The organism is Bacillus methanolicus, from assembly GCF_028888695.1.
GTDB lineage: Bacteria > Bacillota > Bacilli > Bacillales > Cytobacillaceae > Bacillus_Z > Bacillus_Z methanolicus_B.
Map to the genome: position 1 here is coordinate 1551829 of NZ_PNFF01000001.1, position 22192 is coordinate 1574020.

At 39.5% G+C, this 22192-nt stretch carries 25 protein-coding genes; 7 read left to right on the forward strand and 18 right to left on the reverse strand.

What is annotated here, in order from left to right; all coding sequences use genetic code 11:
* Nucleotides 1-220: 220 nt before the first annotated feature.
* A complete protein-coding gene (locus C0966_RS07710; protein WP_274854691.1) occupies nucleotides 221-1930 on the reverse strand; it encodes a GMC family oxidoreductase N-terminal domain-containing protein in 1710 nt (569 codons plus the stop codon).
* Between the two features lie 12 nt (nucleotides 1931-1942).
* On the reverse strand, nucleotides 1943-2680 hold the full coding sequence (locus C0966_RS07715; protein ID WP_274854692.1) for a hypothetical protein: 738 nt from the start codon (nucleotides 2678-2680) through the stop codon (nucleotides 1943-1945).
* Nucleotides 2681-2963: 283 nt separating this feature from the next.
* Here C0966_RS07715 and C0966_RS07720 point away from each other — a divergent pair, with 283 nt between their 5' ends.
* On the forward strand, nucleotides 2964-3443 hold the full coding sequence (locus tag C0966_RS07720; RefSeq protein ID WP_274854693.1) for a CBO0543 family protein: 480 nt from the start codon (nucleotides 2964-2966) through the stop codon (nucleotides 3441-3443).
* A 145-nt stretch (nucleotides 3444-3588) separates the two neighbouring features.
* On the opposite strand, the gene ltrA is transcribed toward C0966_RS07720, so the two are convergent.
* Together ltrA and C0966_RS07730 are read right to left on the reverse strand one after the other, a co-directional pair.
* Nucleotides 3589-4851 (reverse strand): group II intron reverse transcriptase/maturase, encoded by a 1263-nt coding sequence (gene ltrA, locus C0966_RS07725; protein WP_274853983.1) that lies wholly within the window; start codon nucleotides 4849-4851, stop codon nucleotides 3589-3591.
* 575 nt (nucleotides 4852-5426) lie between these two features.
* Entirely contained in the window at nucleotides 5427-5759 is a 333-nt protein-coding gene (locus C0966_RS07730; RefSeq protein ID WP_274854694.1) for a DUF4870 domain-containing protein, read from the reverse strand.
* Nucleotides 5760-5942: 183 nt separating this feature from the next.
* Between C0966_RS07730 and C0966_RS07735 the strand changes: the two genes are divergently transcribed.
* From C0966_RS07735 to C0966_RS07750, 4 genes are all read left to right on the forward strand, one after another.
* The gene (locus C0966_RS07735) at nucleotides 5943-6722 is read left to right on the forward strand and encodes an undecaprenyl-diphosphate phosphatase (protein ID WP_274855735.1); all 780 of its coding nucleotides are present in this window, start codon (nucleotides 5943-5945) and stop codon (nucleotides 6720-6722) included.
* Between the two features lie 122 nt (nucleotides 6723-6844).
* Nucleotides 6845-7972, forward strand: a complete 1128-nt coding sequence (locus C0966_RS07740; RefSeq protein WP_274854695.1) for an amidohydrolase — start codon at nucleotides 6845-6847, stop codon at nucleotides 7970-7972.
* A 296-nt stretch (nucleotides 7973-8268) separates the two neighbouring features.
* Complete coding sequence (locus C0966_RS07745; protein WP_274854696.1) at nucleotides 8269-8829, forward strand: GNAT family N-acetyltransferase; 561 nt, start codon at nucleotides 8269-8271, stop codon at nucleotides 8827-8829.
* Between the two features lie 214 nt (nucleotides 8830-9043).
* Nucleotides 9044-10405, forward strand: coding sequence for an MATE family efflux transporter (locus C0966_RS07750; protein WP_274854697.1), 1362 nt, complete (start codon nucleotides 9044-9046; stop codon nucleotides 10403-10405).
* A gap of 223 nt (nucleotides 10406-10628) precedes the next feature.
* Here C0966_RS07750 and C0966_RS07755 read toward each other — a convergent pair whose 3' ends face one another.
* Entirely contained in the window at nucleotides 10629-11402 is a 774-nt protein-coding gene (locus tag C0966_RS07755; protein ID WP_274854698.1) for an SDR family oxidoreductase, read from the reverse strand.
* Nucleotides 11403-11567: 165 nt separating this feature from the next.
* On the opposite strand from C0966_RS07755, the gene C0966_RS07760 reads away from it, so the two are divergent.
* A complete protein-coding gene (locus tag C0966_RS07760) occupies nucleotides 11568-12050 on the forward strand; it encodes an Hsp20/alpha crystallin family protein (RefSeq protein ID WP_274854699.1) in 483 nt (160 codons plus the stop codon).
* Nucleotides 12051-12096: 46 nt separating this feature from the next.
* Here the strand turns inward: C0966_RS07760 and C0966_RS07765 are convergent, their stop codons facing one another.
* The 9 genes from C0966_RS07765 to C0966_RS07805 form a co-directional block, all read right to left on the reverse strand.
* Nucleotides 12097-12804 (reverse strand): CAP domain-containing protein, encoded by a 708-nt coding sequence (locus tag C0966_RS07765; RefSeq protein WP_274854700.1) that lies wholly within the window; start codon nucleotides 12802-12804, stop codon nucleotides 12097-12099.
* A 548-nt stretch (nucleotides 12805-13352) separates the two neighbouring features.
* Nucleotides 13353-13493 (reverse strand): YvrJ family protein, encoded by a 141-nt coding sequence (locus C0966_RS07770; RefSeq protein WP_274854701.1) that lies wholly within the window; start codon nucleotides 13491-13493, stop codon nucleotides 13353-13355.
* A gap of 254 nt (nucleotides 13494-13747) precedes the next feature.
* Nucleotides 13748-13966, reverse strand: a complete 219-nt coding sequence (locus C0966_RS07775) for a DUF2922 domain-containing protein (protein ID WP_274854702.1) — start codon at nucleotides 13964-13966, stop codon at nucleotides 13748-13750.
* A 36-nt stretch (nucleotides 13967-14002) separates the two neighbouring features.
* Entirely contained in the window at nucleotides 14003-14221 is a 219-nt protein-coding gene (locus C0966_RS07780; RefSeq protein ID WP_274854704.1) for a DUF1659 domain-containing protein, read from the reverse strand.
* A 539-nt stretch (nucleotides 14222-14760) separates the two neighbouring features.
* Nucleotides 14761-15231, reverse strand: coding sequence for a FixH family protein (locus C0966_RS07785; RefSeq protein WP_274854706.1), 471 nt, complete (start codon nucleotides 15229-15231; stop codon nucleotides 14761-14763).
* A 35-nt stretch (nucleotides 15232-15266) separates the two neighbouring features.
* The gene (locus C0966_RS07790; RefSeq protein ID WP_274854708.1) at nucleotides 15267-16670 is read right to left on the reverse strand and encodes a sensor histidine kinase; all 1404 of its coding nucleotides are present in this window, start codon (nucleotides 16668-16670) and stop codon (nucleotides 15267-15269) included.
* Entirely contained in the window at nucleotides 16667-17347 is a 681-nt protein-coding gene (locus tag C0966_RS07795; protein WP_274854710.1) for a response regulator transcription factor, read from the reverse strand. Before C0966_RS07795 ends, C0966_RS07790 begins: the two co-directional genes overlap by 4 nt.
* Entirely contained in the window at nucleotides 17344-18150 is an 807-nt protein-coding gene (locus C0966_RS07800; RefSeq protein ID WP_274854711.1) for a YncE family protein, read from the reverse strand. Before C0966_RS07800 ends, C0966_RS07795 begins: the two co-directional genes overlap by 4 nt.
* 294 nt (nucleotides 18151-18444) lie before the next feature.
* Nucleotides 18445-18708 carry a hypothetical protein gene (locus tag C0966_RS07805; protein ID WP_274854713.1) on the reverse strand — a complete coding sequence of 88 codons (264 nt, stop codon included), beginning with the start codon at nucleotides 18706-18708 and terminating at the stop codon, nucleotides 18445-18447.
* A gap of 94 nt (nucleotides 18709-18802) precedes the next feature.
* On the opposite strand from C0966_RS07805, the gene C0966_RS07810 reads away from it, so the two are divergent.
* A complete protein-coding gene (locus C0966_RS07810; protein ID WP_274854714.1) occupies nucleotides 18803-19045 on the forward strand; it encodes a DNA alkylation repair protein in 243 nt (80 codons plus the stop codon).
* A gap of 112 nt (nucleotides 19046-19157) precedes the next feature.
* Here C0966_RS07810 and C0966_RS07815 read toward each other — a convergent pair whose 3' ends face one another.
* The 4 genes from C0966_RS07815 to C0966_RS07830 all read right to left on the reverse strand — a co-directional run bounded on the left by C0966_RS07815 (nucleotide 19158) and on the right by C0966_RS07830 (nucleotide 22111).
* Entirely contained in the window at nucleotides 19158-19982 is an 825-nt protein-coding gene (locus C0966_RS07815) for a hypothetical protein (protein ID WP_274854715.1), read from the reverse strand.
* Nucleotides 19983-20054: 72 nt separating this feature from the next.
* The gene (locus C0966_RS07820; protein ID WP_342456725.1) at nucleotides 20055-20468 is read right to left on the reverse strand and encodes a MarR family transcriptional regulator; all 414 of its coding nucleotides are present in this window, start codon (nucleotides 20466-20468) and stop codon (nucleotides 20055-20057) included.
* Nucleotides 20469-20565: 97 nt separating this feature from the next.
* Complete coding sequence (locus C0966_RS07825; RefSeq protein ID WP_274854716.1) at nucleotides 20566-20946, reverse strand: hypothetical protein; 381 nt, start codon at nucleotides 20944-20946, stop codon at nucleotides 20566-20568.
* 160 nt (nucleotides 20947-21106) lie between these two features.
* On the reverse strand, nucleotides 21107-22111 hold the full coding sequence (locus C0966_RS07830) for an LCP family protein (protein WP_274854717.1): 1005 nt from the start codon (nucleotides 22109-22111) through the stop codon (nucleotides 21107-21109).
* Nucleotides 22112-22192 lie beyond the last annotated feature (81 nt).

The window sequence follows — 22192 nt, forward strand, 5'->3', positions numbered from 1 at the left end:
ATTTAAGTGCAAACCTTTTATGCAGATGTAAATTGGGAGGACGAGTAAGAAGTATTCCCTTGGCGGTATTTGCTCACACGAATAAAATGAACTATTTTAATGAGGCTGACCCATTAGTGCGCCGGCTCTCGTCCGCAGTTACAAAATATTGCAGAACAATGAGACACCCCGGTACTTCGTTTTGGGTCAGCTTTTATAGGAAATGTTTAAACGAAAAGCTTCAACTAAAATATTTATTTGCTATTTTTTCAGCTGTTCGTGTAGCTAGAGCTTGAGTGGTCAACGTCGGATTCGGTCCTCCAATCCCGTTAAAATGAGCGCTATTGTCAGCGATATAAAGCCGTTTAACTTGAAATGCTTCACAATTACTGTCCACGACAAACCCCATTCGCATCGTGGATTCCATATGAGCAAATAAGTGTGACGGCCAATCGGTGCGGATAATCTTCTTCGCTCCGGCTTGGCGCAAAAGATCGGCTGCAATTTTGGCCAACTGATTTCTTTTCTCTTTATCTTTTTTACTCGCTGTATACCGTATGACCGGAATTGGACCATGTTCATCTTTTACTGCAGGATCTATGGTCACCCCATTCGCTTTATGGGGCTGGTCATCGGTGAGAATCATTATGCTTAACGTGTTTTTGTAATTGTACATCCATTCTATTAATTCACTTCCTACCACCCGTCCTTGCAGATCCCAAGGGTCTGCAGACGATGGATTCTGTACAAAATGATATCCGCTTTCGCTGAACCCAAATGTTAAGGAAGAGAATAAGCCCGGGCTGAGTCCGGATATCTGCATACATCCTAATCCCGGATAATCTAATCGTCCACCTGATGTAGGACCAACGAACGGATTCACATTGTGTTGTCCCAATATGCGAAAAAGATCCTTTTCATCAAATACACCGGTTACCCAATCCCAATAATGGTTGGTCAATCCCCGTCCAACCCACGAATTTTGCGGGAGCTCTGAATTTAGCCATAGTCTTGGGCTTTCTATCGAACCGGCTGCCATTACAATTACTTTCGCGTATAATTCTCCTGACTCGCCTGTCCATGTATTCCTGTACTGAACTCCAATCGCACGAATCCCTTCTTTAGGATGGTTTTCCGTCAAAATCTTGGTTGTATATGTATTAGGCCGAATTTCAACATTTTTTGTTTTTAAGGCAAGAGGAACATAACTTATGTTGGTCGACCGTTTAGCCACTTTATCAATTGTTGGTCCATGCGGACAGCCATTCACACAATGGCCGCTAAGCGTACATCCCTCCATTTTTGATAATTCATCCAGGCCGGCATTGGAATCCATTAACCGTTCATTTGGTTTCAGGATTGCATTTGGCTGTGGACGGTAACCGGGGGAAGTAGGGTTTAAAGTATTCAGCATTGACCAACCGGCTTTTTTTGCACCGTAATAAAACAATTCCTCCTTTGCAGTAGTGGGAGCGGGCCGAACCGGCAAAGTATCTTCTACCTTTTCATAGTAAGGAATCAATTCCCTATAGGATATTGGCCAGACATCATCAATAGCCATTGAATAAGCCCGCGGCGAGTTTGCCCAGTAATGTTGTGTAGATCCGCCAACGCCGGCCGATTGCCAAATCAGACCGTTTTTAGGGACATTCCGGTGCCAAGGCGGGCGGCGCCGATCCGCAGGTCCCCAGCGCAAACGGCCAAATTCAAAAGAATTCATCGTATGTTCATGCTTTGTATATTGTTGGCGCAAGAGATTAATATCCAAGTCTTCCTCATCGCAGCTGCTGACAGATCCGCGCTCTCGATTGGGATTGGTCCATTTTTTATTCCCATACCAAGGACCGGCTTCAAGGACGACTACTTTGATTCCTAATTCCCCCAATTCCTTGGCTGCAACAGCTCCGCCTCCACCGGCGCCAATAATGATTACATCCGCATCTAGACTCATTGTTCATCACCCCTATTCTGAAAATTTATCAACTAAAAATCCTCGAAGCGCGCGATAACCAAATGACGGACCCGGATAATTCAGTCTCTCCCATATAAAGCGTTGTCTTTCTAACCGGTGATTCTCTGGATAAGCTAATCGTGTAGATCCAAAAGAAAACCATTCTGAATAATAGCCAAACATAACCATTTGATGGAGAGAAGTTATGACATTTTCAACCAATCCGGCATTGTTTCGAAATGGATAGGGGAGAACTTCCAGATCAACATCCATGTTTTCTAATAAATTGATGGCTGAAAACCGGTCGTCAGGTGAAAGAGCTGCAAATGGACCGCCATCCGGATAAGTGGAAAAATCGGGAGGTATTTTCACTTTTCCGGAAACGATCAGTTGATAAGCTGCTATATCCAATATTTTTGCAGTTTGGGCAGCTATTGGGACAGTTTTCAAACCCCATTCTCCCTGCAAAGCAACATAATGATCCAATGTCCAAATGATGTATTCGTCAAGCCGCAAATCCAAAGCCCCTAAAGTTGAAGGGATTATCGCATCCGCAAACGCCATAAAGGTAGCTTTTGTATGAGGAATGCTGACAGTTTCGGTCATTTGTACAGGCAAATTGACCGCGGTGGATGCAGTCGAAGAAGAATGCTCTACAAAAACCAAATTCGTCATCATATTCTTTATATGCTCAAAAAATTGTCCTCCTTGATGTTGGCCGGATATCGAATTTCCTTCTAGTTTCTCCATAATGAATCTTTCCTCCCCATTTCCAAAGGTATTTATTGACTAAACCATTCTGTTAGTTTGCAGTATCCGAATTATCAAAATTATTATTTGTTCGTTTTGCTTTTTTTATACATTGTAACAATGATGATCTTCTTTTTCGTGTAAAGCTGTACACTTCGTTTTTTTGGACAAATGCAACCGGCAGTTAAGCAGATCGGGCCGTTTTGTTCGTATGACTAACAAAACAATTTTTTAATAAAAATTAAAAAAGCAAGACACAATAACGTCTAAAGGAGGTATTGCGATGAGAGATAAAACTTTATTACACATATCAACCGGTATGGGGATCGCAGGCTGGTCTTTATTATTTCGCAAAGGACCATTAAAAGATTGGTTTCTTGTTTATTTATTCAAAACACTTCTTTCCACCTTGACTGATTTGCCTGTAGCAAACAAAAAAATAGTAAAATACCCAGTAAGATATTTTCCAAAGGCTTTTAACACAAATATTGTATTTGATTATGTATTATTCCCATTGTTATGTGTGGTTTATAGCCAATTTACAAATAAATGGAAACCACTGAAAACAATTTTAAGCGTTTTTATTTTAAGTGCACCGATGACAGTCATTCATTATTGGCTTGCCAAAAATACTCAACTAATAAAATACAGCAGACGTTGGAGTTGGTTTCATACTTTAACGCTTCTTACAGCGACGTTCTGGTCATCACGAGCATTCATTGCTTCGATTAGATTTTTAAACCTAAAAAGAAATGCTTTATAATCATTGATTAACAAATCTTCATATAGATGTAACAGAGACGGAGGGCGTTTCCATGATAATAATTAAAATCGAGTAGGAGGGGGTGGCTAACCCCCGACCTCTCACACCACCGTACGTACGGTTCCGTATACGGCGGTTCGAAAGTTTATGAAATCACAGTTGCGAGGGATTTCAAACCTTGCTCTTGCCAATATCGATTATTTAAGGCAAGATTAATGATAGGGTTGTTGGAAATTCGCCAATATCCTTTCCGGGTGTTAGCGTTTTTCCATGCTTCCTCCTCAGAAATACCGAGTTTTAACAGGTTTCGGTATTTCGTTTTGACCTTTTTCCACTCTTTCCATCGGCATGCCCTCAGCCTACGACGGATGTGTGAATCAGTTTTAATTGCGTATGTCTTGATATCTGCAATTTTAAAGTAATTCCCCCAGCCTTGTACCAATTGGTTTATCTTCTGGATTCGTTCTTCCATACTGACGCCCCAGTTCCGATTGGTTAATTTCTTTAACTTTGTTTCAAACCTTTCCTTTCTTTGCTGTGGCACGAATACCCTTATCTCATTCTGTTTCCGATAGAAACTTACTCCTAAGAATATCCGTGCACTCGGCTTTCCCACTGCGCTTTTCTCCTGATTGACCTTCAGTTTGAGCTTCTTCTCAATAAACTTAGAAATTCCTGTTTTCACTCTTTCTCCCGCTTTCATGCTTTTGACGAAGATATTGCAGTCGTCTGCGTATCTGACAAACCGAAGTCCTCTTCGTTCTAATTCCTTATCTAACTCATTCAACATGATATTGCTCAAAAGCGGACTTAACGGTCCTCCTTGCGGGGTTCCTTCTATGTTCGGCTTTACCAGGCCATTTTCCATAATCCCAGCTTGTAAATATCTTCTAATGAGTTTCAAAGTTGGTTTGTCTGTGATTGTTTTAGCGACTAAGGACATGAGTTTATCATGTTGAACCCGATCAAAAAATTTTTCTAAGTCTATATCTACCACAATGTTGTATCCATCTTCGATATATTGTCTTGCCTGCTCAATTGCTTGGTGGGCGCTTCTGTTTGGTCTGAAACCATAGCTATAGGGACTAAACTGTTTCTCAAATATGGGCGTAAGTTTTTGGACTACGGCTTGTTGGAAAATGCGGTCGGTGACGGTCGGAATGCCTAGCTTTCTTTTCCCACCGTTAGGCTTTGGAATTTCAACCCTTCTTACTGGTTTTGGTTTGTATTTCCCTTCTCTTATGAGTTGGACAAGTTTATATCCTTCCTCCTTCAAGTAAAGGTGAGTAGCTTCTATATCTTTCCCATCGACACCGGCTGCTCCTTTGTTTTTCTTAACCCTCTTGAAGGCTTTATTCAGGTTGTCAGGGTCTAATATCCTATCAATTAAGCTTTCTTGTGATTCCATATTGTTCCCATGCTATCGAGGTTGAACAAGGAGAACTCCACGCTATATAGAGATATTCAGTTTTCCGAACCTTCTATCTTTACATAGCCATTATTGAAATGTTGGCTGTTTCTTCGTTCCCTTGTAAATAGCTCTAGCACAGTCGCTCCTTTCGTTCCGTCCTTCTTAGTCCACCAGGACTAATACTATGACTTCAGCTGACTTCTCTTGGTTCAGCTACTTATCGCTAAGTAGGTTCCTTCTAGGGGTACCAGGAGACCTCCCGGGGTAAGTCCACTCACTTTCTCCTCATATATCTGCCACATTTATTCCCATTCCATCCGGGGATATTTTGGACTTTGTTTTGTTATGCAAACTCGTCCTGAAATGAGAACCTCAAATGTGATTCGTGTACCTCAGACCAAGGATTTGCCTAGGGCTTCCTTCAGATTCCGCGTCACCGCGGACACCCTTGCCTTCGGCTAATGGTTCGCATATCCCAACGCCCATAGCGGACTTTCACCGCCTAGTTAGTGGACATGCCCGGCGCACATACAAAGCCCGGCGCAGAAGCATGCACCGGGCACGATTTTTATTTATAAAATTCTAAATACGAACGGAATTCGGTATTCATTCCCTTCATACGCTTTAATAGCTGCAACGATCGTAAAGACAACCGTTAAGATCCCAACAATCCATATCGTCACAAATCCAATTAAGACGAGCATAAGCAAAATACTGATGATTGAATAAACCCCGTAAGAAATTAAAAAATTTAAATATTCCCTTCCATGGTAATCCACAAAAGATGATTCATTTTTCTTTAATAGCCAGATAATCAGCGGTCCGATAAAAGTTGTAAAAAAGCTGCTTACATAGATCGCTGCAGCCAAAAGTCTTTCCTCATTTGTCGGCATTTTTCCTTCCATTTATCCTTCCTCCATTAATAAAAAATATAAGTTCTTAACTTAATTTACGTACAGTTACTTGAAAAGTTTCGCAATTATCTTTTTCCGGCCGCATATTACGTAAACCCAATTCCCTGTTCTTGTTTTGGACAACTTGAATACATATGGATATAAACAGAATTGACAAAAGGGTGATTCACGATGATGTCGAAACTGGAAGCATTTATCCTAGGAATCATACAAGGTTTAACAGAATTTTTGCCTATCTCAAGCACCGGTCATTTATACTTAGGAAGGCATCTGTTTGGGCTTGATGAAGCAGGGCTGTTTCTTGACACGATGCTTCATGTCGGAACATTGCTCGCAGTACTTGTTATTTACAAAAACGAATTAAAAAAAATCATAAAAAATCCCTTCGGAAAACTATCCATGCTGCTGATCATTGGAACAATTCCCGCCGTGGTTGTCGGCTTTTTATTCAGCCATTTATTTGATTCGATTTCAAAAACAGGCGTTACGGTCGGTTGGGAATTTTTATTCACAGGTTTCATTCTTTGGATTGCAGATGAAATCAACAACGGGGCAAAAAAAATGGAAAATATCAGATTAAGCGATGCTTTTTTTATTGGCTCGTTTCAGGCCTTGGCCATTTTCCCTGCCGTGTCCCGTTCCGGGTTAACAATAGCCGCAGGGTTGTTTCGAAAATTGGACCGTGAAACCGCAGCTTATTTTTCTTTTTTACTATCCATTCCGGCCATTGCGGGGGGAATCGTTCTGCAATTTGCCAAAATGGCAAGCGGCCATATTGAAGCTGTATCGTTTGGCAGCCTGCTCGTTGCAACGATAACATCAGCACTATTCGGCTATGCGGCTGTTGTCTGGATGATCGATTTTCTCAAAAAGAAATCTTTAAAAATTTTTGCAGTGTATGTGTGGATTCTCGGGTTCACTGTTCTGTTTCTTCAGTTTTTCCATATTTTTTAGAAAGCAAAATGATTGTTCAGGCGAATGCCTGAACAATTTTTTTCAAAAAACATTCCCATCCTGTACACGAAATTGATAAAATAGAAAGAATGAAAAAATTTTGAACACAAGGAAAGGTACTCATGGGAAAGCTATTATTAAAAAATGCAATTGTTTATCCGATTTCTTCATCACCGATCAAAAACGGCGATGTTCTCATAGAAAATGGAAAAATAGCAAAAATCGGCACTAATCTTGAAACAGACAGTGATGTGAAAATCATTGATTGCCATCAGCAATATTTGTTTCCGGGCTTTATTGATGTCCATACACATTTAGGCCTGTATGATGAGGGAACTGGCTGGGCTGGAAATGATGCCAATGAAACGATAGAAACAATGAGTCCCCATGTTCGGGCAATCGATGGAGTATATCCATTTGATCCTGCGTTTTCTGACGCTGTTAAATACGGGATCACGACCGTACATGTCATGCCCGGAAGTGCCAATGTAATCGGAGGAACAACTTCTGTTATAAAAACAGCAGGCAAAAATATTAAAAATATGGTAATTCAAGAAACAGCCGGCTTAAAAATTGCACTTGGGGAAAATCCAAAAAGGATTCACAGTCATGGCAATAAAGAATCAATAACAAGAATGGGCATTATGGGAATGTTGCGCGAAGCATTTCATGAAGCAAAAAAAGCGGAAGATCCAGACTCCCTTCGGATTGCCCCTCTCATTAAAGCATTAAGACGGGAAATTCCTGTCAGAATCCATGCCCACCGTGCAGATGATATCATTTCGGCTGTTAGATTTGCAGAAGAATTTAACCTGGATCTACGAATTGAACATTGTACAGAAGGACATCTTGTCGCCGAAGAGCTTGCCGGTTTAAATTTAAAGGTTTCTGTTGGACCAACATTGACCAGAAGATCGAAGGTGGAGCTGAAAAATAAAAATTGGAAAACCTACCAGGAGCTTACGAACCATGGCGTTGAAGTATCCATTACAACCGACCATCCATATACTCCCATTCAATATTTAAATATATGTGCTGCTGTCGCTGTCCGCGAAGGATTATCCGAGCAAAAAGCCCTTGAAGGAATTACGCTTACTGCTGCCCGGAACTTGCGAGTGGATGACCGTCTCGGCAGCATTGAAGAAGGAAAAGATGCAGATCTCGTATTATGGAACCACCATCCATTTCATTTTCTTGCAAAACCAAAATGGACAATGATAAATGGGAATATTGTTTATCAAGAAAGTTAAATTATTGTAGAAATTTGTTAAGAAATATCCACAAAAAATTAACAAAATACCCATTTCCTTTTTGATTTTTTTTTAGTATTATACGTTCAGTAAGATGTTTTTAATTCGAAGGAAATATTTTATTAGAATAATACTTATGATCTAGGGAAGGCAAATGGTGCGCCACCAGGTTACCTGGTTCTAGTGGGTTCGATTCCCACCCCGAAATTTTTTAGCAACATTACAAAAAATTTCGAGGGTGGGCCAAATCCTCATTTGGTATGGGGTTGGACTGTCCTCATATTGGAGGGATAAAAATGCTCAAGAAGCGAGATCTGCAAGATTGCCATGCTTTGTACGATCTTATGACGCACCCGGATGTCTTCCCGTTTGTGCGTCAAAAAGCATCTTCTTATGAAGAGTATCTTTTTATTACAAAACAGACAATTGAAGCAGAAGAACGCGGTGAAATCATTTCACGGACGATTCTTGACGAGTGGGGCACTCCAATTGGGACGATAAGCTTGTTTGATATTGAGGATAATGCCGGTTTTTTAGGAACATGGCTGGGAAAACCGTACCATGGAAAAGGCTATAACAAGATGGCTAAAAATGCTTTTTTTGAAGAGCTCTTTTATGAATTGGGGATCGAAACGATTTTTATGCGGATTCGAAAGGAAAACGTTCGCTCTCAAAAAGCAGCGGAAAAGCTGCCTTATGTAATTCCTGCAAATGAAACCAGAAAATCATTATTTGAACAATTAAATGCTGCAGGGAATATTTACAATTTATTTGAAATATCGAAAGACCAATATACCCTTCACGTAAAGCGAAGCGGTACACCTCACCAAGAATCGTCACAATTGATGGAAGCTTAATAAAAAAATATTTACGCTCCGGATCCCCGGAGCGTTTTTTAATGCGTTAAAGCATTGAGGGTCTGGCCCGCTCTGCTTTAAAGCGTTAATGCGTTGAGGGTCTGGCCCGCTCTGCTTTAAAGCGTCAAAGTGAAGTGCGGTTCATTGTTCCATTTCTTTTTGAAAAGATGTGTTATAATCTTTCGGTATACGAAAAGAAAAAGAGGATGGAGAAATGAACGAAACCTTTACTAAAAAACAAAAATTAAAGCAATTAATTAACATCTTAATCCCGATTTTAATCACCCAGCTGAGCATGTATTTAATGACTTTCTTTGATACGACGATGGCGGGCCATTACAGCCCGCAAGATCTCGCCGGGGTAGCGATCGGCTCTTCCCTCTGGGTTCCCGTTTTTACAGGGATGAGCGGGATTTTGCTGGCCATTACCCCGATCGTCTCCCAGCTTGTCGGAGCGAATAACAAAAAAGAAGTATCCTTTTCTGTTATTCAAGGAGTATTTTTGGCCATATTCATGGCGCTCATTGTTTATGCAGTTGGCGCTCTCATTTTAAATCCTATCCTGAACGGAATGAAGCTTGAAAATGATGTCAGAGAGATAGCCCGAGAATTCTTATTTGCATTAAGCTTTGGCATGGTACCCTTGTTTGTGTATACCGTGCTCCGCTCCTTTATCGATGCACTTGGAAAAACAAAAGTAACAATGTTTGTAACCTTAACCGCTCTGCCGATCAATGCCGTTTTTAACTACCTATTGATATATGGAAAATTCGGTTTTCCGAAACTCGGCGGAGTGGGGGCAGGCTATGCTTCGGCGATTACGTACTGGTTAATTACTTTTATTGCTGTTTTTATTATCATAAAATACGAACCTTTTTCCGGTTTTGCTGTATTCCGCCGGCTTTACAATATTTCTTTGAGCAAATGGAAGGAAATCTTAAAAATTGGCGTTCCGATCGGATTTTCCATTTTCTTCGAAACAAGCATATTTGCAGCCGTTACTCTCTTCATGAGCAAATTTGACACGGCTACGATTGCATCCCATCAATCCGCACTGAACTTTTCATCTTTGTTATATATGGTTCCGCTAAGCATTTCGATGGCACTTACAATCGTGGTTGGTTTTGAAGTAGGAGCCGAGCGGTACAAAGACGCGAAAGAATATAGCTGGCTAGGTGTTTCCTTAGCTGTCATGATGGCTTTTGTTTGCGGGCTTGTATTGCTTCTTTTTAGAAATGACATTGCTGGAATCTATACGAATGATCCGGATGTTTTAAAATTAACAGCCCATTTCCTTTTATATGCAATGTTTTTCCAGCTGTCAGATGCCATTCAGGCTCCGGTACAAGGTGCATTAAGGGGATATAAAGATGTAAACATTACATTTTTAATGACGCTTGTCTCTTATTGGATCATTGGGCTTCCGTTAGGCTATTATTTTGCCAATCATACTGACTGGGGAGCATTCGGCTACTGGATCGGATTAATCAGCGGCTTGGCTACAGGTGCTGCTTGCCTTGGAAGCAGGCTTTACTATATCCAGAAGAAAAAATTTAAACCATTGCATCAAAAATAATCGATCGTACAGAAAAACCGGCTGTGTAAATACAGCCGGTTATTTCTGAAATTGCAATATTGCCGTTCTACCGCAAATTTTTTTTTACTAACTGCCAAAATCCCTATCCTTACAGCAAATATTCCAGTTCTAAACGCCGAAATCCCCGTTCTTACCGCTAATATTCCAGTTCTAACTGCAGAAACCCCGTCCTAACCTCCAAAATCTTCGTTCTTACCGCCGATTATTCATAATAAATTTTGCTGAGAACATCTTTCCCGCCGGTTACGGAAATAATACTTCCGGTAATAAAACTTGAATTTTCATCTGCCAGAAAAGAAATAACTCTGGCGATATCTTCTCCTGTTCCCGGTCTCCCTACCGGGGTATAAGAATCTGCAACATTGATCGCGTCCTTAATGTCTTTTTCCTTCCATTCACCGACTATGTCTCCCGGGCAGACCATATTCGCAGTAATGCCGTTGTCAGCTTCTTCGAGAGCAATTGTCTTCGTTAAAGAAACTAAACCGGTCTTTGCTGCTGCAAATGCCGACCGATAAATCCATCCAGGAGCTGTCTCTGCACGGTCAAAACCGATCGTAATGATTCTTCCCCATTTGTTTTCTCTCATTTTAGGTATAATAAGTTTCGACAAATAAAATACTGCACTTAAATTTCCATGAATCAAATAGTCCCATTCCTCAAATGAATATTCCGTCAACTTCTTCCGTTCATGTATGTATGGACCTGCATTATGGATGAATATATCCACACAGTCAAACTCCTTAAAAGCTTCAACAATTAAGTTTTCACATTCATTCCTTTTTGAAATGTCTCCTTTTATCGGAATGTTTTTCGTTCCGTACCTTTCAGTCAATTTTTTGGCTAATGCAACGGCCCGTTCCTCGCTCGTTCGGTAGTTAATAATTAAATTAACCCCTTTTCCGGCGAGTTCTGCAGCTGTCCGGCTTCCAATCCCAGCAGCTCCTCCTGTTATCAAAGCAGTTTTTCCTCTCACAAAGATACCCCGCTCTATTATTATTTTTCCTTACCCATACTATATGAAATTTCAAGGCCGATTTGCAAATAATTCAGAAGTTCTCTTAACGGGTAGGCTTTTTCGTGCATAAATTAAAGAAAAAAGATGTATACGGCGAATGATTGTTGTGAAGGGGTGAAAAGAATGTTTCCATGGAATCTGTTTCCATTTAACAAAGAGATGAAAAATATGATGCAGCAAATGAAACCTGAAGAAATTGAAAAATATGTTAAGGATATGTTGAGTAAGATGTTGCCGCAAAATATGCAGGGAATGGTCAACCCTTCTGATTTCCTCAATAAATTTCATACAGGAGATAGCGCTGCACATGCTTCTGCAAATCCGGATCAGCTCCAATCGTCTGTATTTGAAACCCATGACCATATTTTCGTAAGGATTCCAATAATAGAAGAAGATTGGCTGAAGAAAATGAGGTTGTATCATACTTCCAATCAAATGATTATTGAGCATATTCCGAATTCCAATGATAAGCACACGATAACATTACCTGCACTCGTAAAAAAGAAAGGTGCTACTGCAAGTCATAAAGACGGCATGTTGGAAATAAAAATCCCAAAAAGCATCGACATGCAGTTTTCCGAAATTGATGTCACAGATAAGTCATAATAAAAAAAGAACAGCCGGTGAATTATGGCTGTTCTTTAAGGGAATATTATTTTCCGATAAACATTTGAGTCCAGTAGTTGCCATTTGCAACATGGCCAACTCCGATGTGTGTAAAGCTTGAGTTAAGAATATTTTTGCGGTGTCCGTCACTGTTCATCCAAGCTTGTACTACTTCTTCAGGTGAACGCTGACCCATTGCAATGTTTTCTCCTGCAGAACGATATGTGATACCGAATTGTTTCATCATATCAAACGGTGAGCCATAAGTTGGGCTGTTGTGGCTAAAGTAGCCTTTTGCCTGCATGTCTCTTGATTTTTCGCGTGCCACTTTGCTTAATTGTGCATCAACTTTCAATGCTGGAATGCCATATTTTGCACGTTCTTTGTTTGTAAGTTCTACAACTTTTTGTTCAAAAGCACTTAATTGAGAAGTTGCAGGTGTTGCTTGTTTTTGTGCAGGTTGTTGTTTTGCCGGTGCTTTTGCAGGTTGTTGAGTTTGGCCAGCCGGCTGTTGCACTTTGGCAGGCTGCTGTACTGGCTTGTATACTGGTGCATTCCATTGAATGTTACAGTTTTGTAGGTATTTTTGAAGAATTGCATTTAATTGCTCGTTATTGAGATTTCCAGTTTGATAGTAAACTTTTGTTTGGACTGGTGTTGGACAATTTGAAGCGGCATCCGCCTTATTTACTACCGGGTTTGACATTAATAATGCTGCTGCAGCTGCTACTGAAAAGATCATTTTTTTCTTCATCTATGAAATCCTCCCTGTTGTTTGGTTTCTAGTGCTGTTTAACTTGCAAACTCATCATAACATACGATTTTTGTAATAATAGAGGGAGAAATTTACATTTTTATCGTTTCGGAAGTAGTTTCGGGAAATTACAAGAAAAGAATCATTATAAATAACGCTGTAACCTTTATAATTTAAAGGTTTTTTAAAGCTAACGGTGAATCTTCATTCAATGTATCAAATTTCTACTAGTGGAAAATGATTATCTTTCTTGCCAAACATATACTAATAGATTTAGGTTGACAGGTTTTTGAGAAGCAGATTCGTTTTACATTTGTTACTTTCGTTTTACAAAAGTAAAAATGAAATTAAGAGAATGAATAAAACCTCCACATAATTAGAGTGGAGGTTTTAGAAAATTCGTTTGTGGAAAATCCGCTTCACCATCTCTTTTAAAATCTACTAGTGTAAACACCTCGCTGTTTCGCAATCAGTCCTCTATTAATGGTGAAAAAAGTAGATTTCATGAAAATTTTTATTTTTTCTTTTGGAGTGGATTGAATCGATCATTAGCGTTCATACAATCGATCAGGCAGGCTTTGAATCGATTGAATGACACTGTCGAGCTTTGCTTCAATTCTGTGAAGCAAGTATAACGTGACAACAATCGGAAAGCCGACTTCGCTTATGAAAGGAATGACCTGTTCCATCATACCTTCTCCTTTCTTTTTCTGTGGAAAAGGGGCGGAGCTACGCAAACAAAATAGAAATGCCAACATATCTTTTAGCAAGATACTTGTTAAGCTTTATAACTATTTAGAGCTTTGCTTCGCTCACACCGCCTTATTATGTTGGTTCTGTTTTATAATGAAAGCTATTTCCATGTTATGGTTGGGAGTTTAAAACTCATGCAAGTTTTTAGTCAAAGAGCCGGATTCTGACTTGAATCCGGCTCTTTTGTCTATTAAGAGATTTCATACTCGGTTACATTTCGTTCAATGACTTTTGCCCCCTTAATGGCTGACAAGCTGCCGTTCGATGATACAAATACGTTTGAGGCGATAATTTGTGCCATCGATTGCTTAACTGTATTCGCATCAACCGGTTCTTTCGGATTGTCAATGGACAATCGGGCATTCTTTCCTGTATCTGTAATAAATTCAAGTTCCAGTATTTTTGCCATTTTTTAGTCACCCCCTTTTCCAATTATTTTTTCAAATTAACCGATGATTTGAGAACTGTCGCTCCGTTCCACCCCGCTGAGGAGATCGGCGCTAAGTGCCGCGATTGCCTGGGCAGCCTGATGAAGCTGGTCAGCCGTTGCCGATTTTGTAATATTGTTAAATGTTTTTGTTTTAAAAATCGGCTCGCCTTTCCCATCCATACCAATCTCAAAAATAAGCCGAAGCCTTGACTCCGTCAATATTTCCTGTGCCATCCCGTTCACCTCCTTTCAAACTTTATATATATAGGAAGAAGGTGAAAGGACATGGTGCTGACTAGGAAGTTTGAAAAACGTTGAAATAAAGGCTCTATTTTCGGAATGAAAGTTCATATATTGGAATGAGGGCACAAAAATTCTGATAACGGCTCATTTTTCGGAATAAGGGCTCATATTTTCGTATGAAAGCTCATATATCGAAATAACGGCTCAATTTTGATACGAAGACTCATATTTTCATATGAAGACTCATATATCGAAATGAAAGCTCATATTTTCATATGAAGGCTCATATATCGAAATAAAGACTCATATTTTCAAATAAAGGCTCATTTTTCGAAACGAAGGCTCATTTATCAAAATAAATGCTCATAACCTTCCCTTGAACATGATCCAGAGCGAAATTCAACACTTGTTTTCTGCCCCAACTTCTTTCCACTCGTTATATATAAAGAAAGAAGGCAAAAGGACATGGCGATGGCCAATAAATTTCAAAATAGGGGAGAAAAAAACGGCCATATTCGGCCGCTTTCGCATTAATGATTATGACTTTCGCCATCTTCCATATCATGTTCCATTTCCATCGAATGATTTGAATCTTCCTCCGGTTCGCTCAGCTGTCCGACGACAAATTCAACTTTCGGCATATTATGCATGTTTCTCGCTGTCACATGGGAAATAATATAATAGGTTCCTTCCCTGTCAAAACTTTTTTCAAGGCGGTAAATACCGTTTTCAGCGTGTTTTACTTCGATTTTTTCATGATTTTTATCATGAGCCCGCCAAATTTCAAATTTCACATCATCTGCATCGGTTACTTCTTCATCTCCGTATGTTACTTTTGCTTCAAAAGTAACGGGCTCATTTACCTTTGCCTTTTCAGGATTTACTGAAAGCTTGACATCCAAGAATTGAGGCTCTTCTTCCGTTTTTTGCTGATTGTTGTTTGAACATCCGGCTAAAATAAACGCAAAAACCATTGAAAAAATTAACACCGCTTTTTTCATCGTCAAATCCCTACTTTCGCATAATTTTTATAATTTTATATCTCCAGGGAAGGCAGAACAATTGTTACAGTCGTGCCTTTCCCGATTTCACTTGTAATTGTCAGTTTTCCACTATGGAGATGAACGAGTTTCTCCACGATTGCAAGCCCGAGTCCGGTTCCGCCGTCATTTCGCGACCTTCCTTTATTCACACGATAAAACCGCTGTGTTACTTTCTGCAAATCCTCCGGAGGGATTCCTGTCCCCGTATCGGCTATTTCCAATTTACAGCCTTCAGGATCGTCCGACAATATAATAGAAATAGTCCCTCCTTTCTCTGTATAACAGATCGAATTATCGATCAAATTTTGAACAATTTGCTCCATTCTCTCTGCCTCACCGTTTATGATGATATCCGGATCAAAATTAGAATGTAATTGAATTCCTTTTTCCTTTAAAATAGGCAAATATTTTTGGGTGGCGTCTTCGATAACTTGTGCAAGTGGAATCGGAATTTTATTAAGCTTATATTCTTCGGCATCCAGTTTGGAAAGATCCAATAAATCATACACAAGGCGTTCCATTCTGCCTGCTTCCCGATGGATGAGCTGTAAATATTTATTCATTTCTTCCTCATTTTTAACAATTCCTGATACAATTGCTTCACTGTATCCCTTAACGTAGCTGATTGGCGTCCGCAGCTCATGTGAAACATTGGCAATAAATTCTTTCTTTCGCTCATCCTCTTTCTGGATCGAGGCTGACATATGATTAAATGCATTGGCAAGCTGCCCGACTTCATCATTGGACTGAAGATGAATTCTTGCAGAATAATCTCCCTGTGACACTCTGTTGGCTGCTTCTTTCATTTCGATTAACGGTCTTGTCAATCTGCCAATCCATTTTGTTCCTAACAGGACAGCAACCAGTGCAAATACAGACCCCGCAATGATCCACACAAAAACAAAATCTTTCGTCAGCTCTGATATTTTTGCCAGAGGCACATATAAATAAATAATTCCTTCAAGCCGGTTTTGATCCATTAACGGGATAATCACCGCAAGTATTTTTCTGTCAAATCTTTCCTCATAACCGGACTTTTTAACAGGTTTCCCTTTTAAAAGCTGTTCCCGCTCTTCCTCCCCTATAAGTGTTTGATAATCGATTTCAAAAGGAAGACACGCGCTCAGCTCTCTCGGATTGTTCACGACTAACACTTCATAATTTGTTTTAGTGCTATACCATTCAATTTTCTCGATGAATTGTTCCGTCAAAGGTCCGCCCTTATAGTCTAGAGCAAGCCGCTTCCCTTCTTCGACAAGTGACTTCTCCACGTTGTCAACATAAAGCCGCTCATAAAAAAAGTAGGATAAAAAATAGGAATAAAGAATCGTAATGAGAATGGCCGCCGTAATTGTAAACCATAGTTTTTTTACAAGACTGCCGTTAAAAAACTTCATTTGCCGGGCACCTCAAATTTATATCCAATCCCCCAGACGGTTTGTATGCAATCGGGTGCACCAAGTTTCATTCTTAATGTTTTAATATGAGTATCAACGGTTCTCAAACTACCTTCGTATTCAATTCCCCATACATGTTCAAGCAATTGTTCCCTGCTTAATGCCTGTGACGGATGAGAGCACAAATACAACAGCAATTCATACTCTTTTAAAGTTAATGGAACATCTTTTCCGGATATGGTCACACGCCTGGCTTTTTTATCAATTGTAATCGGGCCAATCGTCATTTTTTCCTGCTCACTCATGACATTTCCAGCTCTTCGAATCACCGCTTGGATTCTCGCAATCAATTCTCCGGGGCTGAACGGCTTGACAATATAATCATCCCCGCCAAGCTTTAATGCTTTTACTTTATCCCATTCTTCCCCTTTGGCTGATAAAAATATAATTGGAACGGAAGAGTATTCTCGTATTTTTTTACAAACTTGAAAGCCGTCTTCATCAGGCATCATAATATCGAGGATCACGAGATCAGGTGAAAGAGTTTTGACAGCTTGAAGTCCTTCCGTCCCGTTTGATGCTTCAAAACAGTGAAAGCCTGAATTTTCAAGGTACATATGAAGCAAATTTCTCATATCCTCTTCGTCGTCAATCACTAATATACGAATGATGCTCATTGTCCGTGTCTCTCCCTCAAAATCAGTGTAAACGGCCCTTTCCCGACTTTTATTGTTTCCTTAATCGTTAAGTTGTCTTTATCTACGAAGTGAATATCATTGCTGTCATAGCCTGCGATTAAGAGGTCTTTCATAAAAGATTCCATGACAAATGGGTTTGCACCAACTTTTATTTGCTTTTCTAAACGGCCTTCAGGACTTATTTTATAAAGTGTATTTGTTCCATGGCTCAATACATATATGAAATCATCAACTTCCAGAAAATTCACAGGCATCAACGGGGCGGGAATCGTTCTTAACAACCTTCCCGTATGCACATTGTATATATGTATATTTTTTTCGGTTTGAGAACCTTCGCCATGTCCGCCAATCCAGATTTCATCTTTTTCTTCCCTTAGCAAAGCCCCGACAGCGGCTGAGGGATGAATCGGAAAATGCTTGCTGACGCTTTTATTATGTAAATCGATGGCCGTTAAGTCCTTTTGGTTGAAGCTGATCACATAAAGCTTTTGTTCTTTTGCCCCCTCTATGATTGTTAAAGGGCTTTTACTAACTCGAACCGTTTTTTTCTCTTCTCCGTCAATAGTAAAAAATCTGACAGCATCTTGATTTTGATCTGCAAACACAATTTCTTTGCCATTTTTTAAAACTTTTGCCGCAACGATTCCTTCACCTGTTTCCCATTGGTTGATTAATTTCCCTTTCGACAAAGAATAAAGATCGACTGTAGCGCTTTGTTTGCCATATAGGAGCAGTGTATCACCATCAGGTAAAATGACTCCGCCAATATAAGGCTTTTCCATTTTCCAATGCTCAATTTCCTTATTAGACGAGAGATCAATAAACGAAATTGAATTGTCTTTGATGTTGACGCTTACCAATAGTGACACATTTTTCGGAACCTTCGGAAAGGAATTGTCTGAACACGAAGTAAGTATACATAACATTATTACGATTGCCATTCTAAACAGTGATTTCATATATTTCACCAGTCATCATTCATATTCTTGCCTCATTATATAGAATTTTTGTGTTAAAACTGTGAAATCTCTTTGAATCTTTTTATGAGAAAAGAGCTCCTTAAAAAGGAGCCTTGTTTACTGTTTAATCATTTCCATCACTTGAATATGTAGTGTAATTAACGCTAGTTTATCTTCTTCATTTAGCGAAGATTCGGCAATTCTTTTAACTGCCAAATAGAATTTTTCATGAACCGGCCTTCTTACCCGTGGATGAGAGTTTTCATCCAATAATTCTCTCTTAATCGCTTCATTAAGGATTACCTCACTGCTATCGTCTGATTTCAACAGACGGTTATTCCAAATGGATCTATATTGATTTAATAAATAGCCGTAATCCAATTTAATCCCTCCTAACCCTATGTCGTATTTTTACATAATTTAAAGCTATATTGCAAAAAATAGACTAAAACTATTAATGAAAGGAGAATCATATTTGAGTACGCCATACCGTTGCCCAAATTGCAAAACGAACCGCAGCCGCTTCAACATCATCAATCAAGTTCCTCGTTCGGTTAAAATGGATCCTCATACAGGCGAAGTGATTCAGGAATTCTCCAATGAAAACCTTGATCCTTTTCATATTCCGTACAATGGCCCGGAATATAAAGTTCAATGCGGAGCTTGCGGCCTTGTAGAGGACGAAAGAACGTTTATCAAGTTTGGAGAGCAAAAATAATGCAGGAGCAAGCCGGAAGATGAAGAATGAGGAAGGGTCAGACCACTCTAATACTTTGGAAAGCTACATTCATTTAGGAAATCCCCCTGATAAAAAATGCAGGGGGATTTTGCTATAAAGAGATAAAATGGTTTTCAGTAAGAAAAGAGATTGAATCAATTTTCCATGGACCATATGGAGAAAAACGAACCAAATGAATCATTCCTTTGAACTTGCTTTTTCCTTCGCCTTTTACAAACCACTCCACTTCCACAGGAACTGATAAAGCCAATTCATCTTTAACATCTTCAGCATATAAAACAGGCATGCGGCAAAGGGCGGCATTTTCAATCATAGGAAGGAAGTTTTTCCACTTTATCTTTTGCAGTGAAATGGTTTTTACGATGTTTTCATCCTGCTGTTTAAATCCGGCAATATAGGCGGATATCACATCATTGGGGCTGGCGCCTGATAAGTAAGCTTGGAGCCTGTCTGCTGCTTTTAAAATCATTAATTTATGAGATAAATCCATGTGACTTGTACGGTGTGTCGTGCTTCCGTAAAAATGAATGCAAAAATGCCCGGGAAAATTATTTTCCAATGCTCCCGCCCCATGAGGCATCCCGTGCATGGAAGCAGCAATTCGCCTTTTTCCTTGCTTGACGATAATCGCCCTTCGTTTCCAGCTCCATTTTCCATTGTATATTTGTTTCATTAATTTTGTGTCTTTTGGGGTTAACGGCTGTACATCGGCATGTGCGCTCCCCGCTCTTCTTTGCACTTTAAACTCAATTCGTGTTTCTAAATCGTGAACAATAAACTCGCTATATTTAGGTATCAGTTCCTTAGCTTCTTTCCACGAAAGCATTTCAACCGATTGTTTTTTATCTGCAAACACGGAAGAAGGCTGAAAAGCCAGCACCACAATGATGAATCCAAATAAGAAAAAATTTTTCATTCGCCCCACTCAATCCTTGCTTCAAAATTCTTTTTAGAGTTTTTCCTGAATGGGGAGAAACAATTCAAACTTTCACTCATTTAATTTTCGAAATAACCGGATAAAGTCAGAAAGTTCCTGCTCGCTGAATTGGCTGAATTTTGACTGCAAATAAGCAGATTTTTTTTCTTCAAGATCCTTAACGAGCAGTTTTCCGGAATCCGTCAAAACCATTTCAACAATTCTTCTGTCTTGATCAGACCTCCGTCTAATAATCAGCCCCTTTTTTGCAAGAGAATCCGTAACGGAAGTGATATGGCTTGCTGATACATTCAATTCTTTCGAGAGATCAGAAGCTTTGGCATGGTCAGTAACATATAAGTATTTTAAGACCATAAACTCATTAAGGCTGACCTCTCTTCCGATAATAGAATTAATTTCCTGTCTCAACTTTCGATAAACTGTCCGCAGCAGTTTCTCAAGTTCAACCATCTGACTTTCTTTCAAAATGATCGATCCTTTCACGTCCTTAAAAAGCCGACAAATCATTCACTCTTTTTGACTTCTGCTATTTCATTCCATCCTTGCACTATAATCTATTCTATTACGCTTCTTCAAGCATTTCCAAAATCATTTTCTCCAGTTTTGTTTCAATGGCAGATGGCGGATCCTCATTCACATAGCCAACTGTCTGGAACCAATCTTTTTTGCATTTCCAAACTGGAATATAAGCATCCGGAAAATATTCTCCATCTTCCTCAATGCCCGTTTCTATATAAGATTCATAATTTTCTTCGAAAATCTCGTTAGCGGCAGCTATTTTTCCCTTTTTTTCACGTATAAGTTCAACTGTCAATCGTTTCCCTTTCTTCTTGAACAGGTCTTCAAATTTTTTCTGCTGACGCATGCAAATTTGCTCGCAGCTTTTTTCAAATTCTATGATTTCTGTTTTCAATTTGTCATCCAATTGAAAGATTTGCTTCAAGTTATCACCTCGCTCTACCTCCTATTGAAGCGAACCCTTCTTCTAAAGTCACATTTTATAGGATTTCCTGTGTGGTTACAAACTATTTGATATATTGCAGGTGAAAATTCAATTCGGCTTCGTGGTTTGTACAAAACGAAGTGGCTGACGCATTGTTGAGTCAGCCACTTTTTTCGTTAAAAAATTGTTGAATTTCTTCAACGTTTTCTTTGTAGTGTATCTGTAAAACTGCACCAGCATGTTCATAAGTTTGATTCGTAAATCCATCAGTAACAGGAATCCTTAATGTTTTCACGTCTTTCACAGGTTTTAGAACAGCTGTTGCACCCAGTGATAACATATCTTCAAGTTGCAGATCTGTCTCCACGTATTGAAACGTTTCCAAAATGATTTTCGGCAGTTTCGTGATTCCTTCAACAGAACTAAGCTGTTCTACTGCCTGGTTTTTTAGGGAAACTAAAATTTCCTGCTGGCGATTGACGCGACCAAAATCGTTCTCACTGTCATGGCGAAACCGGACGTAAGAGAGCAAATCTTCTCCCCGGAGGATTTGCCGGCCCGGCTCAAAAGGCAGGTTCATGTCATCCGCCATTTCTTTTGTTATATTTACCTCGATTCCATTTGGGGCAAGGGTATCCATCAGTTTAATAAACCCCTTAAAATCGACTGTTACAACATTGTCAATTTCTACGCCAAAATTATGTTCAATTGTCTCTTTCAATAATTTTGGACCACCCATATAGTACGCATGGTTAAGTTTGCTGTACTGAATTATTTTTCCTGGGATTTGAACATAACTGTCCCTCATTATCGATGCCAGTTTTAATGATTGCTCTTTCGGTTCATATCGGGCAATCATAATGGCATCGGATCTTGATTTTCTTTCCCCGCGGCTGTCAATCCCTATCAACAAAATATTTTTATTTTCCTGATACAGGCGAAAAGGGGACAAATTCGGAACAGATTGATCGCTGTCCGTTTCGTTTTGCAAATAAAAATTTTCTTCGCCTGTTTTCTTTTTTGTCATACCGGAATTTATGTTCTCTTCTTGCTGCCCTGAAAACTTGCCAATCTGGCAGCCGGTGATAAGAATGAACATCAATATTATCGTGATGCATTTTCGCGCCATTACACCATTCACCTCAAAATCATGGCTTACTTTCATTGTTAGGCAATCCCGATTATTCTATTCGACGGAAAACAAAAAGGGTCAGACCCCTTCCAAACAATTTATGGTTAAACAGGA